Genomic DNA, 16,550 nt, shown 5'->3' with positions numbered 1-16,550 from the left:
ATAAAATTAAGCTCGTTGTGAGCGACTAAAAAACTGCCGGCATAAAGTCATTTTAAAGCCTGAGAAATGCTCCGCAGCATTGAAACCCTCATCTAAAAGCAAAAAATTTGCTGCTAGCTCGCTTCATTTCTTAAAATCTGCAGTGGTGGCTTGTTTAAAATGCTTCTGCTGCTTAGCACACCAGTAATTACAACCAACAACACCACACTACCGAAAAGCATTAATGTTGGTAAAACCGGAGGCATAAAGGAAGCGTCAAAACTGAATTTTGCGAGCCCCCAACTGGCAGACATCGACAGGATTAAACCTGCAGAGGCGGCAAATAAGCCTAAAAAGAAGTATTCAATAGCATTAATTACCAAAATTTGCTTCTTGCTCGCACCCATTGTTCTAAGCAAGATGCTTTCCTTTATCCGTTGATTTTTGCTTGTTAAAATAGCCGATATCAGTACGATCCAGCCGGTTATCATACTAAAGCCTGCCATAAACTGAATAACAAAACTTATTTTACTCAGCAATTCATCCAGAAGTCTCAGCACTAGCCCTAAATCAATAACAGAAATGTTAGGGAACTTGCGCACAACTGTGCCTTGGAATTTTGCCGATGTTTCGCTATTCGGTACGCGGGTCATTAGTACATGAAACTGAGGTGCCTGCTCGAGCACGCCCGAGGGAAAAACAACGCGGAAGTTTGTCTGCATCCTGCTCCAGTTAACCTCTCGCAAACTTCCTACCACGGTTGGTAACAGCATACCCTGGACATTAAAAACTACTTTATCATTCACTTTAGCCTTAATGCTTCTGGCAAAGTTTTGATCTAAAGAAATGTAGATGACATCATTTGGGCCCGTTACTCTTCCCGTCCATTTTCCTTCTACGAGCTTCTCGGCAGCGGTAAGCGTATCCTGATATGTTGCCCTGATTTCGTTTCTAAATGCTCTTTTATTTGTGCTGTCTGCACCAGCTTTTTTTCCATTTATCTCCTCGATACGCATGGTGATAACGGATACCTGATTCATTAAAGGCAGGCTGAATGATTTTGCCAAATCCGTAACAGCCGCACGTTGCGAAGTCTGAATGTCAAACAAAACCATATTTGGCTGGTTACTACCCGAGGAAAGCGTAACGCGGCTTATCAGGATTCCCTGAACAAAGTAAAGTGTACAGATAAAAGCAGTCGACAGGCCAATTGACACCGTTAACATAAGGGTTTGATTATTTGGACGATAGAGGTTTGCAAAACCCTGGCGCCAAAGATAGTTGAGCGATGCTGGCATTAGTTTTTTGACCAAGAACATCAGCACGCCCGAAAACAGCATAAGCAGTAAGAAGGCGACAAAAATCGCTGTTGTAAATGCAATGGCTTGCAGCCAGTTATTCATCTGTAAATAAGAAAAAGCGATTACGAATCCAATCATGAGCAAATAAACCACCAACTTTAACAAATCTCTTTTCGCCGGTGCGTTCTGTTCAAATATTGCACGTATCGCGTTGAGTGGAGAAATTTTCCTTACAGCCAGTAATGAAGGAAGCGCGAATAGCACAGAGATTACCAGACCAAGTAAAATGCCCTGGCCAATTGCTCCCCAAGAAATTTGCATCGTGATTTCGACAGGTAAAAAATCTTTTAGTACAATCGGAATTAAAAACTGAATTAGAGTTCCTAGTGTAGAACCAATAATTGCAGCAACTAAGCCAATAAATGATACCTGAATTAAAAAAATTAAGAAAGCATCCCAAGCTTTTAATCCCATGCAGCGTAAGGTGGCAATTGCGGATAGTTTTTCCTGAATGTAAACGTGAATTGCGCTGCCTACACCCACACATCCAAGCAGCAAAGCAATGAAACCAGTTAACGCCAGAAACCGGTTTAAATCGCGGAAGGAGCGGCCGGTTTGCGCTTTTCTATCTGCAACGGTATCAATATCCAATCCTTCTTTTTCGAGTTTTGGCTGAAGCTTTTTTATCGTTGCATCGAGCTCGGCTGCATTGTTAAATTTATAATAGTATTTGTAGTTTACCCGGCTTCCTGTTTTAATTAAACCGGTTTTACTCAAATATTTTAGTGGTATGTAAATTATCGGTGCCACGCTTGCTGCAATGCCTGTTTGGCCTGGCGCCTTATCTAACACGCCGGCAATTTTAAATCTCAGATCGCCAATACTAATGGAATCGCCGGTTTGCGCGTTAAACTGAAGCATCAGTGTTTTATCAACCAATGCATCTTGTGCGGTAAAAAAACTTTTTGCAGCGCTGGCTGGTGTTGTTTCAATACTGCCATAAAATGGATAATTGCCTTCTAAGGCCTTCATTTGTACCAACCTGCTCCCGCCGCTTTTTACGAAATAAACCATTGATGCGAAAGTGCTTTCAGCCGCACGGTCATTGCCCATGGTTTCCAGCATCCGCTGGGTCTCCTTAGTGGCAGCTTTCCGGCTTTCCACAATTAAGTCGGCGCCAGTTAATTCTTTCGCTTGCCGGTCTATATCGTTTTGAAGATTATCTTTAAAGGAATAAACAGCAACCAGTGCTGCAATGCCCAGTACAATAGAAGATATAAATAAAAGTAAACGCGATCGGTTCTTGCGGCTATCCCGCCAGGCCATTTTAAACAACCACGAAATTGGAACGCGCTGCTTCGGAAGGTTATTATCGGGCATAATTTGGGTTCTCGTCAGCTATAATTAATCCACCTTTCATTTTAATCACTCTGCCGGTTCTCATTGCCAAATCAGGGTCGTGTGTTACAATCACAAGCGTAGTTCCGGCATCTTTATTCAAATCGAACAAAAGTTTAATGATTTTTTCGCTTGTTTCTGCATCAAGATTACCTGTAGGCTCGTCGGCGAATAATAAGGATGGTTTATTCGAAAATGCCCGTGCCAATGAAACACGCTGCTGTTCACCGCCCGAGAGCTGGATAGGGTAATGATGGCTTCTATCAGCCAAACCTACCTTATCAAGCAAGTCCATTGCATGTGCTTTAATGTTTTTTTCGCCTCTCAATTCGAGCGGAACCATCACATTTTCGAGGGCTGTAAGGGTAGGTAACAACTGGAAATTCTGAAAAATGAAACCCACATATTGGTTGCGGATGGCCGCACGCTCATCCTCCGAGCGCTTATCAAGCAGCACCCCGTTTAACTCAATACTGCCTGTACTTGACCGGTCTAAACCGGCACATAAGCCAAGAAGTGTTGTTTTTCCACTTCCCGAAGGACCGGTAATGGCCACGGTAGAACCTTTTTCTATTGCAAAGTTTATATCATTCAATACAGTGAGTTCGCGGCCGGCACTTTGATAAATTTTACTTACATTTCGGACGTTCAGTATGCTTTCCAATGGCTGAATTTTAAAGTTTAAAACAGGCACATCGAAACATTCATGCTGCCTGCTTGGTTAAAGATAATGGCTTTTTGATTTTAAGAGATACATTAAATAGATATGTTACGAAAACGTGTAATGGCATTAATTGTTTTGACAGGAATATTACAAGCCTGCTCGAATACAGACAATAAGGCGAAATCTGCAGGTAAACACTCAGCTCAAAACGTTGTAAAGGAAACTGCAAAGGCGACAAAAAATATTTTGTTTTTTGGAACAAGCTTAACGGCGGGATTAGGGCTTGATCCAACAGAAGCTTATCCTGCATTGGTTCAAAATAAAATTGATTCCCTCAGGTTGCCTTACAAGGTTATCAATGCTGGCCTTAGCGGTGAAACTTCAGCCGGTGGTAAAAGCAGAATAGATTGGCTTTTGAAACAGAGAGTTGATGTGTTTGTGCTGGAACTTGGTTCTAACGACGGTTTGAGGGGCGTTCCGACAGATGAAACTACAAAAAATTTGCAGGCAATAATAGACAAGGTTAAAGCAAAATATCCTGATGCGAAGCTGGTGATGGCAGGCATGCAGATGCCACCAAGCATGGGTAAAAAATACACTTCTGATTTTAAAAATATCTTCCCGGATTTGGCCAGGAAAAATAATATGAGTTTAATACCTTTTTTGCTCGAAAAAGTTGGTGGAATCCCAAAGCTAAACCAGCCTGATGGCATTCATCCAACGGCAGAAGGTGATAAAATTCTCGCAAAAAATGTTTGGGCAGTTTTAAAGCCTTTACTGTAATTGACCGTTTTGTCTGAGGAAAAACTAGCTGAATGGGTTGCACAAAAGCATAATGGGCAGCTAATAAAGCAAACGGGTTTGCCTTACTTCAGTCATCTTTTAAATGTTGCAAACACCAGTAAAATTTTTTCCGCGTTTGGTTTCGAGATCGGGCTTTGTCATGATTTACTTGAAGATACACAAACAACGTTTAGAGAACTTATTGATGCGCTTAAAAAATCAGGATATGATGATGCAGTTGCCAACCACATTGGAAAATGTGTTACCGAATTAACAGATGTTTATGGCAAGCGGGATTTCCCCGCGTTTAGTAAAAAAGAGCGTAAAAAACGCGAAGCGAGACGCCTGTTAACAATCAGTCCGGATGCCCAAACCGTAAAATATGCCGACCTTATAGACAACATCGCATGGATGTTAGCATTTGATAAAAAGAACGTGAAAAAATACCTTAAAAGAAAGCAGATACTGGTGCTCAATCTCGATCAGGGAAATCCTCAACTGAGAGCTAAGGCGCTTAAATTAATTGTAAACAGTCTGAAAAACTTGAAAGCTTAAAGCGTTTGCAAAGTTGTCCTTAGCAGTGCATCCTCTTCATCATGTTTAAATATTTTTTTGTACATGAATGCTTTATACAATACTCTAATCCAAACCAGAAAGTAAGGAAAACTAAGCATAGAAAGCAATATTCTGTGGCTCTTTGAGAATTCGGGAAAAAACAAGAGTGGAAAATCGCAGGCTGTTATCAATAAAATAGGCAATAGTATGTACTTCAAAACTTTGTTTTTTTCCAAAACATACCAAATGCCAACGCCTGCAATCGAGATTATAAAGGTACAATCTTCAGCGCCGGTGCTAAAAAGTATCGGAAACAGTAAGGCAGACGAAAGCATCAGAAGCTGAAACCTTTTTTTATTATAGCATTTGTAGTTCAGGAACGGGATAGTAAAAAGAATCGAACCAATGGCAATGCATATGGAATTTGTTAAGACAGGCAAATGAAACAGTTCCCTGAAAAAACCCATTATAGACATGTCTATTCCTTCACCGGAAACATTGGTTGCATTTTTATGGGTAAGGGAAATAAACCAGTCGAAATAGGAATCTGTAACAAAAAGCGGCGAGGAAAACAACATAGGTAAAGTAAAAAACACAATTGCCCAAAGCAGCGAATACAAAATGTATCTTGGTTTATCCTTAACAAAAAAGAAAAAGGCCATACCAACTATTCCGTACAATTTAACAAATACACCTAAAACCATAAACATTGCAGACCAGAATCCCTTTGCCTTGTTAAGCTGAGTATAGTTTAGTATTATTAAAGCGCCCGCAGCAGCATTAAATTGCTGATTTAGCATCGATTCGATTAAACAGGGTATTGCGATGTAGCAAAAAATTAAACGGTCTTTTTGGCTTACGGGCAGTGTTTGAACAGCCTTGAAAAGAAATACGCAATTGAACAGGTTCCAGAGAAGCAAACCCAGCCAATTGGGTAGTGCCGCGAATGGTGCTACAATCAGGCTGAAAATTGGACCGTAATGGTTTGCATCGTCATGAAAGGCCGGATACAAAGCGTAAAACGATTGCTGGTGCAGCAAGTTTCTAAAGGTGTTTTCAAAAATGAGGTAATTGTTAAGTCGCTGCGTTATCCAGGAGTCTATCACGAAGAATAGCGTTACTGCAAGCCAGAGTGAGAGTGCAAAACGATTATCTTCGTAAAGCTTTGATAATAACGAATTAGGTTGGTTAGGATGGGATGGGGACTTCATTGTAATGATTGTGTTACACAATGATAGAATGAAGTTTCAACATTTCAAAATTGACAAAACGAAAATTTCTAGATTTCGCACTTCGTAAAGTTGTATCATCAGGAATACATAAATTTACTTTTTTGTTAAAATATCATGTAAATTTTAGCGCTTTCTATCGACTTTAGATTGAAACCGTCTAAACTGAAAACATTTTATCAATTAACTTGTATTTCTAAATGAGGCGCAGATTTTAGATGGCAAAGGCATTCCCCGGTTAATGGTTGTTAAGACTTAAATATTTGGGATTTCAGTATTTTATGGTGCAGAGGATTAATGCGGGGTACTCAAGCAAGCCATTTCATAGCTGCGCCTTTTATCAAATTTAGCCAGTTAAGTCAGGTTTTTAGCGAATTGAGTTTGCTTTCTGACTACAATGTCGTTCGGCACCACTAAAAGAAGAACTGATGCTCATCGCAACAATTTCACTTATATTTTTCTTGAATTAATTGTTTATGTAAAGTTGCTGTGTATTTTTGCCGGATTTATTTTAAATCAGAGATGGAAATCCTAAATTGCATTGCGCTCTGATTTTACCAAACATATGGCATTAGCAACTGAACCCATTCGTCCAATCCCGGCGAACGAAGTAGAGCGATTAAAAGCATTAGCAGCATTCGACCCTGACTATACTGCGCTTCAAGCTGAATTTGAAAACTTAACGGCTTTAGCCGCGAAGATTTCTGGCAACGACATTTCGCTGGTCAACTTAATTGATTCGTTTACACAGTGGACAGTCTCCAACCATGGTTTGGACATCGACCAAATGAAGCGGGAGGAATCAATCTGCCAGTATACTATATCTGGCGACGACCATTTCGAGATTAGTGATATGTCGCTTGATGAGCGGTCAAAAGATTTTTTTTACGTTGGCAGCCCTTTAAACTTACGACACTATTTAGGCATTCCATTAAAAACGAAAGATGGCTACAACATCGGCGCCCTGTGTGTGCTCGATGCTAATGCGAAAAAATTAAGTGCTGAAAAGATTGAGTTGCTTAAGTTGCTGGCCAGTGAAGTGGTAGATAAGATGATTAAATTAAAGTCGTTACAGCAAACCAGGCAAGCTTTTGATGAACTTAAGAAAAAACAACGCAAATTAGCACATGACATTCGTGGGCCGCTATCCGGTATAAATGGCATTATTGAGATTATTAGAAAACGAGGTTACCAGAACAAAATGTTTGATGTAATGGATTACCTCTTCATGATTGACAAAAGCAATAATGAAGTGCTGAATCTAACTGAAGAAATTTTGCTTCAGGATAAGAAAATCATCGGCGAAGTTTTCAATATGGTAATTTTTAAAGATAAATTAGATAAGCTTTATACGCCACAAGCCAAAACAAAAAATATATTCTTTAAGGTTAAAGTTATTGGCGAGCATAAAGAAGTTAATTTCTCTAAAGACAAATTGCTGCAAATTACTGGCAATCTGGTATCTAATGCAATTAAGTTCAGTTCTGATTATGGAACGGTTACCGTGAAACTCGATTTAGTAATTGTTGACAAACGTAAAAGCCTTAAAATTAATGTTTCTGATAACGGTAACGGATTATCTCAGGAAGCCATTGATAAAATCATGAACGGAAAACTCGAATCTTCTGAAGGTACTATTGGTGAACGAGGTTACGGACTTGGGTTGCCAATGGTTATGGCAGATATCAAGGCGCTAAATGGAACCATGGAAATTTCATCTGAAGAGGGTTGGGGAACAAATTTTGAGATAACAATACCGCTTTCTTAATCAAAAAACTACGAGTCTTTTTTCGCTTTTTTTTGTGTGCGTGAGCATACAATTATATCCAAAATGCTACAGAAAACGGAATTTCAAATGATTATATTTGGCTATGCAGCATCAGCGTCCAAATATGGTTGTCCAGTCTTCAAAGCCACAAAACACTTCGAATGAAATAAAAACATTCGATAAATCTATGGCGGAAAATCTGAAAGCTGCCCTGCTTTTCAGTCAATGGCAGAGGCAAAAATAAGCTGCAAGCTGTTTAACGTTGTTTCTAAATCTTACCTTTTGGTTAAAGTGAATTTATAACTAATACGCCTAAAAGGCCTAATACCGATACGATACTTTCCATCATTGTCCAGGTTTTAAATGTTTCCTTCAGGCTAAGGTTAAAGTATTCTTTAAACATCCAAAAACCCGTATCATTAACATGCGATAGCATCAGGCTGCCTGCGCCAACCGAAAGTACCATCAGTTCGGGCGGGGCATTTACGCCCACCAATGGCAATACAATGCCCGATGCGGTTAAGGCCGCTACGGTAGCCGAGCCTAATGTTACCCGCAATGCCGCGGTAATTAACCAGGCCAGGAAAAGTGGCGACAAATTCAGGTCTGCAGTTAATACTTTTACGGTTTCGCCCACGCCACTATCTACTAAAATTTGTTTAAAAGCGCCCCCGGCTGCTATAATGAGGATTATCATCGCAATACTTTTTACACCCTCAACGCAGGATTCCATTGCTTTGGAAATGCCAGATTGCTGAAAGAGAACGGTAATCACTACGGCGAGCAACAAAGCCGCAGTTGGATCGGCCAGAAAGCTTAGAACCGGTTTAAGATAATAATTTCCCTGGATGGCGCTTCCGATTGTGCCGGCCACAATTAGTACCACTGGCAACAATGCGGTAAAAAAACTTTTCAGGCCAGACGGCAACGTTTCTACTTCCGATAGAAAAAAATCACCCTGAACAATGCCGATATTTCGCTTAATAATCAATTTTGGAAAATAAACGCCCGCAATAATCGCGATTGGAATGCTCAGGCATAGGCCGTATATTAAAGTTTTTCCAATATCAGCATGAAAAATTGCAGCGAGTGCAACTGGTCCCGGATGCGGAGGCAGAAAGCCATGAGTAACCGACAATGCTGCGGCCATTGGAATGCCGACATAGAGCTTTGGAAGCCCAGTGGCAGAAGCAATTGCAAATACAAGAGGTATCAATACAACAAAACCTGCATTATAAAATAGGGGAATGCCTACCAAAAGTCCGGTTAACAAAACCGCCCACTGGATATTTCTGCGCCCAAAGAGTTTAATTAGTACGAAAACAATTTTCTTTGCTGAACCACTATCTTCAATAAGTTTTCCCATCATAGCCCCCAATGCGAGTACCATAACCATACTTCCAAGCGTATTGCCAATTCCGGCACTTACAGAGGTCATTACTTTTGCTGCAGGCATGCCCAGAAATAAGCCAGTAATTATTGCAGTAATCAGTAAGGCAATCATTGGATTCAGTTTTTTGATGATCATCAAAAAAAGCAGCAAAATGCCACCAAGAACGATTATTAATGACATGTTTTAGGAGTTTAAATGCTGGTGCATGGTTTCACTTAAATTTGCATATACCTGCTTAAATATGAGGAATTTTTTCTCGTAAATCATTTGATTTCCCCGGTTTGGCAGTATCACTTCCGGTGTTAAATTTGCGAAAGCGGGATAATCTTTTGACAGGTTTATCGTTTTTGCAGCCAGGTAAGCAGCACCCACCGCCGATGCATCCTCCTGCATTATCAAAACCAGCTTTTTCCCTGTTATATCTGCCAAAATCTGCATCCAAACTTTGGAATGGATGAATCCACCGCTCACATTAATTTGGCTGACTTTATGTGAACTGCTTTCGAGCGCAATTAGTACATCAAATAATGCATAGCAAATACCTTCAATAACTGCTCTGGCCATATGTGACTTTTTATGCCTCAAATTTAAACCAAAGAAAGTTCCGCAAGCTTCGCTATCCCAAATCGGCGCACGCTCGCCAGTTAGGTAAGGGAGAAAAATCAAGCCCTCGCAACCTGCAGTTACGGTAGCCACAGATTGAAAAAGCGAATCGTAAACTGCTTCCGACAGGGCTTTTTCTTCAAAAATATTCTCAAGCAGCCATTTTAGCGCAATTCCTCCGTTGTTTACGGGTCCGCCACAAATGAAAATTTCATTATCCAGAATATAATTAAAAGTCATCGCCTTGCGATTGATCAATGGTTTGCTGCTCGCCATCCTTACGGCGCCGCTTGTGCCAATAGTTATCGCTGCAACACCTTCTGTCGTTGCTTCACTGCCAAGATTTGCCAAACATCCATCGCTGGCACCGATTACAAACGTTGTTTTTAAACCCGGCAACATTGCTGCGGCATCTGCTAGTAAAACGTTCTCTGTATAGTTTGTGGGTACAGGTTGCGACAATTTTTCCTGGTCGATATCCGCTATTTGCAGGGCATTTATATCCCACTGGGTGTTTAAAATATTGAATAAACCTGTAGCGGATGCAATGGAATAATCTATTTTGAAAGTGCCGAATAACCTGAACCAGATGTATTCTTTTATCGATATAAATTTGCCTGTTTTATAAAATAAATTTTGGTTATGCTGTTTGAGCCATATCAATTTGCAAAGTGGCGACATTGGATGTATTGGCGTACCGGTTCCCTCGTAAATTGTGTTACCATAATCCGATTCCTTCAGGCTATTGGCTTCCTGCGTACTGCGGCTATCTGCCCAGGTAATCATTGGCGCCAGCACGCCACCTGAACTGTCTACCATAATCAGACTGTGCATTGCAGCACTTAAACCAATTGCTTTTACATCCGGCCCAAGTGCGGCCACGAGCTGATTGATAGCGTTAATAAATGCTTGCCAGATAAGTGCTGGTTCCTGCTCACTATAACCTGGAGATGATGAAGTTGTAGGATAAAAGAATTGACTGGTTTGAATAGGTTCATAATTTAAATTTAAAGCCACCGCTTTAGTGCTACCTGTACCAATATCAATACCGATTAAATATTCCATACAAAAGGTTTAAACTGCAATCTACATTTTTTATCTGCACCTGTAAAGCTTAATGTTGAATTAGAAGCGGGCATAACTACAACCTAAATGAGGTATTTTCTCCACCCAATACCGTATTTATCAAGGTTTGGGATTTAAACTTTAGGTTTTTTGGGAATGTTTTTTAAAGAGCTCATCTTGATGTTTTCCATCGCCATACAGCAATGTTCGCCTTGTTTGACTAGTCACTAAAATTCAGGCGGTTTAAGGTTTTTGGAGGATTTCGATAGCTACAAAAGATGTTAATAATCAATTCATTAATTTAATTTAAAATCTATGTTTTATCATGACAACAGTTTGCAGTACAAAGTACGGGTAGACAAACCAAATCCTGCATTTGCAAAACTATTACAGCAAGCCATCGGCGGAATCGAGGGTGAAATCAGAGTCTGCTTACAATACCTTTTTCAGGCATGGGGAAGCCGGGGTCCGAAGAAGTACCGCGATATGCTGCTTGATACCGGTACAGAAGAAATCTCGCATATTGAAATGCTTTGCACTGCGGTAGCCTTAAACCTTGATGGTGCTACAAACGAGTTGAAAGATAAAGTGGCAGGCGAAAATCCAATTGTAAGTAATATTCTGGGTGGAATGGATCCCCGTCAGGTTATCTCATCCGGACTTACCGCAATGGCAGTGGATAGCAATGGTGTCCCTTTTAACGGTTCGTGGGTGGTAGGAAGTGGAAACATTGCCGCAGATATGTATGCTAACGTGATGGCAGAATCTACCGGAAGGGTATTGGCCACGCGTTTGTATGAGCTAACAGATGACTCCGGTATGAAAGATATGCTGTCATTTTTAATTACCAGAGATGCGATGCATCAAAATCAATGGTTAGCGGTGTTGGAAGATTTAGGCGGCGTTGGTGTAAACTTGCCAATCCCCAATACATTCCCTACGGAGATAAAAGTGCCGGAATTTGACTATGCATTTGTATCAACAAATATCGACCAGTCAAAGACTCAGGACGGAAGGTGGACAAGTGGTTCATCAATTGATGGTAAAGGCGAATTTCGTGTTGTTCCGGCGGTTCCTGGTGCTCCAACGCCCGATTTAGGTATGCCCGACGTAAAAGGTTATGCCCAGGCGCAGCAAATGAGTGGGGAAGATAAAGGCCTTTTAGAAAACATTGAAGACACTATTCTACCTTAATATTTAAATTCAGCCTTTCGTTGTTCTAAATACTGGTTTCTACTAGGTCACGAGCAGCGGAAGGTTTTTTTTGTTAAACAGTTAAATCTGTTATTGTTTGCTTGGGCATAATAGGCCTTAAACATTCGACCCACAGTTATAGAACTTTGGAAGAAATGGCTGCATTCAATACATTCAGGAATTTAGAAAAACTCACTGGTTTTACGAGGAAATTATCAGCTTCGGCGCCAAAAGCAGCCAATGCATGCTCGGGATGGCCGGTAACGAAAACCAAATACTTAACCTTATCTCTCAATAACTTTGCAACGTCAAAACCCGAAACAGGCATGTTAACATCCAAAAAAAGGAAATCTATTTCACCGCCTTTTGTGAGGTCTTCTATTGCCGTTAATGGATTTTGAAAACTCTTGTACAATTTCAATTTTGGAACCATTGATATGTATTGAGTCAAAATTCCTATCGAACTGAAGTCGTCATCTATTACAGCACATGTATATTTCCTTTCCGAAATTTTCATAAAGAATACAACATGAACTTCGTTCAAAAGTTTTCAGAACTATTGTGCTGATTTGCCAGGATAACGGTATAAGGGGTTGAAAATTAAGCTAAAATCAACGCCTAAGGCTTTTAAGGATTGTTGCCGTTACGGACTTTACACTTTTTTTTAAGTGAACAAACTTCTACCCTTTAAATAAATAACGATGCGATAACCAGAAGAAGTGGAATTGTCATAACAAAAATGCCCGTTTTTAAGAAACTCCAGCCGCTGATCACATAATTTTCACGCCTTAAAGCAACCAGCCACAGAATTGAAGCCAGAGAACCAGTAAGAGAAAGATTCGGTCCGAGATCTATACCGATTAGAACTGCCCTTCTAATTAGTTCTGGTGGATTTGCAGCAAGGATTACATTAGATGCGGTGAGCCCCGCAGGAAGATTATTCATTAAATTGCAGGCAAAGGCTGTTAAAATTCCACTTTGCCAGCTTGTAGCAACCAAACTTTGCCGGGCATGCTGCATAAGTAAATGTGCGGCAGAATCTGTTAAACCTGTTTGGCTTAGTGCCTCCACAATTACAAACAAGCCTGCAACCAGCGGTAAAACTTGCCACGATATACCCTTTGCAATATAAATCGGATTTCTTGCAGCAATAAAAAATACAACAGTTACCACCATCAAACCTGCAACGAACGTTGGCATGCCAAGCGCAATATCTTTTGCAGAACAAATGAGTAAAATGACTGCGGATAATACAATGCCTGCAAGTGCGGTTTTTCCACCAGGTGATAAATTGGGAACCGGGATTTCTCTTTCTACCGGCTGTTTTAATCCTTTACGTTGCAAAAGGAACAAAACAACAAAGGTTGCAATAATAGAAACGATTGAAGGAAGCAAGAATCCGGACATCCATTGGAGTAGGGAAGGAAGATGTTTCCCATACATGACCAGGTTTGCAGGATTTAAAATTGGTAAAACAAATGATGCCGCATTGGCGATAAAGGCACATATTAAAAGATAAGGCATCGGGTTTTTGACTTTCCCGGCTTTCATCGCCGCAATTACCGCTGGGGTAAGTACAACTGCGGTTGCATCGTTAGAGAGGAATACCGTTACAATTGTGCCTACGAGGTAGATAAGGAAAAACAATTTTATAGCCGAGCCCTTTGCGAGGTTGGTGGCTTTGGCAGCAAGCCAGTCGAACAGTCCTTCAATTCTTGCAACTTCAGCAAGCATCATCATGCCTACAAGAAAGAAATACACATCGGTGCCTTTCAATATACCATAAAGGGCTCCGGAAACTGTCAATAAACCCAGCAAAACTAAAAGTACGGCACCTGCACATGCCCAAATGTATTCGGAAACTTTTAAGGGTCTGAAAATTACGCCCGCTATCGCCAGAATCGAGATAAGTATTATTAATGTTGTATCCATGCGTTCGCCTGCAACTTGTTTATAAAGGGATCAACGTCTTTATCTGTGCAGGGTTTAGTTTGCAAGATAGCTGCTTTTAATTTGGCATTGAGGCGAAATACTTATCACATCAGTTTTGCTAAAAAACAATACTAGGTAATTGCAGAGCGCATGCAGAAACCATAAAAGCAATACGCCCATACCGCCAGAAGTTATCAATTAATTGCGCATGCAAGTGTATATAAATTTTTTTTAATACTAAATATTGAGCGCAAACAAAAAAGTTCTAATGACTATCCAGCCTTGCTTAGGATTTTAAGGAGAAGGCATTTTAAGCAAACTTAGATTAATGAAAACGGTGTTTGCTTTACGTCATTTACCTCACCCGCAGAATGTAGCCCATTCCATAAACATTTTCAATACTAACTTCATTTGAAGATTTAAAAAGCCTTCTGAGTCTGGATATAAAAACTTCGAGGCTTTTTCCGTTGAAATAGTCGTCATTTCCCCACAACGCGAAAAGGATATCTTTTTTCTTAACGAGCGAATTAATATTTCGTGCCAGGTGCTCCAAAACTTCGGCTTCACGCACGGTAAGCGATACTTCACGATTATCCGGCATGATGAGGTAAAGCTGATCGGGATGGTAGCGCATGTCGGCAATTTCTATAAATGAACGTTCCGTGTGAGCAGTTTTGGCAGGCAGCTCTGAGAATTTGCTGATGACGTTACCAATCCTAAGCACCAGTTCTTCAATTTCAAATGGTTTGGAAATATAATCGATGGCGCCTAATTTCAGCCCTCTTATCCGGTCTTGTTTCTCGTTGTGTGCAGTAAGGAAAAAGAAAGGCTGATTCGCATTTATTTTAATTATCTCGGCGGCGAGTTCAAATCCGTTCATTCCAGGGAGCTGAACATCTACAATAAAAAGTTTATTATTGGCTGGGCTTGCCTTGTAATATTCGATAGCAGCCGCCGGTGTATCGAACCAAAGCACACTGAAGCCGCGTAACTTTAAATACTCCGTAATCACATTTCCGAGGTCAGCCTCATCTTCGATTATGACGATATCGTAACCCATATTTAGTCGTTTTTAGTACCCTTTTCTAATCTGTCCTGAAAACTGATTCCGGGAATTCGGATAATGAATTCCGTACCCTTGCCGACTTCTGTTTCTAGCTTTATGCTCCACCCATGAAGGTCGATACATTGCCTCACATAGTAAAGTCCAAGACCCAGTCCAGGTACCGACGTATCTGTTTGGGCTCGAAAGAACTTGTCGAAAATCTTCTTTTCAAGTTTTTTATTCATCCCGTTGCCATTATCGTTAATGTTTAGAAAGAAGCTGTTTGGGCCTTCGCTGATAGAAATTTTGACTATTTTGTTTACACTAACGTTATGTTTAAAAGCATTATCAACGATATTCTGAACCATTGCTGTAAACGCAAAATTGTCGAGCATCACCAGATTTTCTGATTCATGTGGGTCAAAAATTAAGTCATCAGAAGATTGAAGTTTTATTCGGTAATCGCTTACAAATGTAAGTATCGCGTAATTCAGGTCAGTTTCCTGCAGGCTGATGTGCTTTCTGATTTCCGAAATTTCGAGCATCTGGTTAATATGGGCATGTAGGCGCCTGGCTTGCCGTTCAACAATCTGAGCCAGGTTTCTTACCCGGTTTTTGTCCGTTATAACATCTTCCTCATCGAGGCTTTTGCTGGCAATAAGAATGGTGGCAATGGGCGTGTTGAGTTCGTGTTTTATACTGTTTAAAAAATCTGACTTTACTTCTGCCTCTTTTTTCTGCCGCATCCAGTTTTTAAAGGTATAGTAATTAATTGCAAACATAATAATGATGCAAAGTCCAACAAGTAAAAAGGTTGGCAGCATATTATAGAAAACCTTTAGCGGGCGATTGGGCGAGTCAACGAAAAGATCGAACGTAACGCGGTAATCGTAAAGCAAAGTCCCGTTAACGGCGAGGCTGGTAACCATGTTCAGTTCACTGGGCGATGCAAGCGTACCATCGATTATAAAACCGTAATTGCCGGCATTGGTATTCTGAACCTGTTTCCCAGAGGAACCTTTATACACATAAATGTTATCCGCCCGGTTGTTGAAGTTTACCTCAATAGATTCGAATGTGAGCAGGTATTTGAGACTTGGGTCGAGCTGGTTGCGCTTAATTATCGACTGAAATACGCTATCCATCGTGCTCCTTTTTTTTAGCTCAGTAAAGATTGCGCTGCTAACCAATTGCGCAGTTCCTTTAAATTTTTTCGGATTTTCAAGGTAGGTTCTTTTTAGCAAAGGCATTTTTTCAGACAAAATAGAATCGAGGATTTTGCCCCCACCTTGATAAACCTTATCATCGGCGATGCTTTTTCCGTACGCATCCTTAATAAGCTGTTTTTCCTTAAGCCTGTATTCTCTGTCTCGCAAAACATACGTGTTGTAGGTAAGTTCGAGTTGAACCAAAATAAGAATCAGAAAACTGATTAAAACGACCCATTTATAAACACGCACTTTCATTAGCCAATAAATGTAACGGATTTTTTTTATTAAGCGTCCGTCGTTAAGGTTCTGTTAAACATCTGTTAAACATTCATTACATAAATTGCCTGCATTCGCTTCGTAACTTTGAATTTTGAGTACCGAGGACGCCGTTAAAACCTAAATGCATCGCGGTTGTCAAAAAAATAATAAA

Annotated in this window: 13 protein-coding genes; 4 read left to right on the top strand and 9 right to left on the bottom strand. The window is 40.4% G+C overall.

Annotated features, from left to right (window positions below):
• Positions 1-113: 113 nt before the first annotated feature.
• Both AC0IWT_RS10390 and AC0IWT_RS10385 read right to left on the bottom strand, forming a co-directional pair.
• On the bottom strand, positions 114-2,660 hold the full coding sequence (locus AC0IWT_RS10390) for an ABC transporter permease (protein WP_471797144.1): 2,547 nt from the start codon (positions 2,658-2,660) through the stop codon (positions 114-116).
• Entirely contained in the window at positions 2,650-3,342 is a 693-nt protein-coding gene (locus AC0IWT_RS10385; protein ID WP_471797143.1) for an ABC transporter ATP-binding protein, read from the bottom strand. The genes AC0IWT_RS10390 and AC0IWT_RS10385 overlap by 11 nt, the downstream gene beginning before the upstream one ends.
• 102 nt (positions 3,343-3,444) lie before the next feature.
• Here AC0IWT_RS10385 and AC0IWT_RS10380 point away from each other — a divergent pair, with 102 nt between their 5' ends.
• The gene (locus tag AC0IWT_RS10380; protein ID WP_471797142.1) at positions 3,445-4,125 is read left to right on the top strand and encodes an arylesterase; all 681 of its coding nucleotides are present in this window, start codon (positions 3,445-3,447) and stop codon (positions 4,123-4,125) included.
• 9 nt (positions 4,126-4,134) lie between these two features.
• Entirely contained in the window at positions 4,135-4,680 is a 546-nt protein-coding gene (locus AC0IWT_RS10375) for an HD domain-containing protein (RefSeq protein ID WP_471797141.1), read from the top strand.
• Here AC0IWT_RS10375 and AC0IWT_RS10370 read toward each other — a convergent pair.
• Positions 4,677-5,891, bottom strand: a complete 1,215-nt coding sequence (locus AC0IWT_RS10370) for a glycosyltransferase family 87 protein (RefSeq protein ID WP_471797140.1) — start codon at positions 5,889-5,891, stop codon at positions 4,677-4,679. The genes AC0IWT_RS10375 and AC0IWT_RS10370 overlap by 4 nt on opposite strands.
• Before the next feature lie 583 nt (positions 5,892-6,474).
• Between AC0IWT_RS10370 and AC0IWT_RS10365 the strand changes: the two genes are divergently transcribed.
• A complete protein-coding gene (locus AC0IWT_RS10365; protein ID WP_056871674.1) occupies positions 6,475-7,677 on the top strand; it encodes a GAF domain-containing sensor histidine kinase in 1,203 nt (400 codons plus the stop codon).
• 286 nt (positions 7,678-7,963) lie between these two features.
• On the opposite strand, the gene AC0IWT_RS10360 is transcribed toward AC0IWT_RS10365, so the two are convergent.
• A complete protein-coding gene (locus AC0IWT_RS10360; RefSeq protein ID WP_471797139.1) occupies positions 7,964-9,250 on the bottom strand; it encodes a gluconate:H+ symporter in 1,287 nt (428 codons plus the stop codon).
• 3 nt (positions 9,251-9,253) lie between these two features.
• A complete protein-coding gene (locus AC0IWT_RS10355; protein WP_471797138.1) occupies positions 9,254-10,738 on the bottom strand; it encodes a gluconokinase in 1,485 nt (494 codons plus the stop codon).
• A 315-nt stretch (positions 10,739-11,053) separates the two neighbouring features.
• Here AC0IWT_RS10355 and AC0IWT_RS10350 point away from each other — a divergent pair, with 315 nt between their 5' ends.
• Positions 11,054-11,932: a manganese catalase family protein gene (locus AC0IWT_RS10350; RefSeq protein ID WP_471797137.1), complete on the top strand. Its 879-nt coding sequence runs from the start codon at positions 11,054-11,056 to the stop codon at positions 11,930-11,932.
• Between the two features lie 136 nt (positions 11,933-12,068).
• Here the strand turns inward: AC0IWT_RS10350 and AC0IWT_RS10345 are convergent, their stop codons facing one another.
• The 4 genes from AC0IWT_RS10345 to AC0IWT_RS10330 form a co-directional block, all read right to left on the bottom strand.
• Positions 12,069-12,449, bottom strand: coding sequence for a LytR/AlgR family response regulator transcription factor (locus tag AC0IWT_RS10345; protein WP_471797136.1), 381 nt, complete (start codon positions 12,447-12,449; stop codon positions 12,069-12,071).
• A 170-nt stretch (positions 12,450-12,619) separates the two neighbouring features.
• Positions 12,620-13,864 carry an arsenic transporter gene (locus AC0IWT_RS10340; protein ID WP_471797135.1) on the bottom strand — a complete coding sequence of 415 codons (1,245 nt, stop codon included), beginning with the start codon at positions 13,862-13,864 and terminating at the stop codon, positions 12,620-12,622.
• A 355-nt stretch (positions 13,865-14,219) separates the two neighbouring features.
• Positions 14,220-14,924: a response regulator transcription factor gene (locus AC0IWT_RS10335; protein ID WP_471797134.1), complete on the bottom strand. Its 705-nt coding sequence runs from the start codon at positions 14,922-14,924 to the stop codon at positions 14,220-14,222.
• Between the two features lie 2 nt (positions 14,925-14,926).
• Entirely contained in the window at positions 14,927-16,375 is a 1,449-nt protein-coding gene (locus tag AC0IWT_RS10330) for a sensor histidine kinase (RefSeq protein WP_471797133.1), read from the bottom strand.
• Between the last annotated feature and the right edge of the window lie 175 nt (positions 16,376-16,550).

This window comes from Pedobacter sp. AC464 (assembly GCF_979253075.1).
The sequence above is the reverse complement of the archived record's forward strand: the minus strand, read 5'-3'. Positions and strand labels throughout refer to the sequence as shown.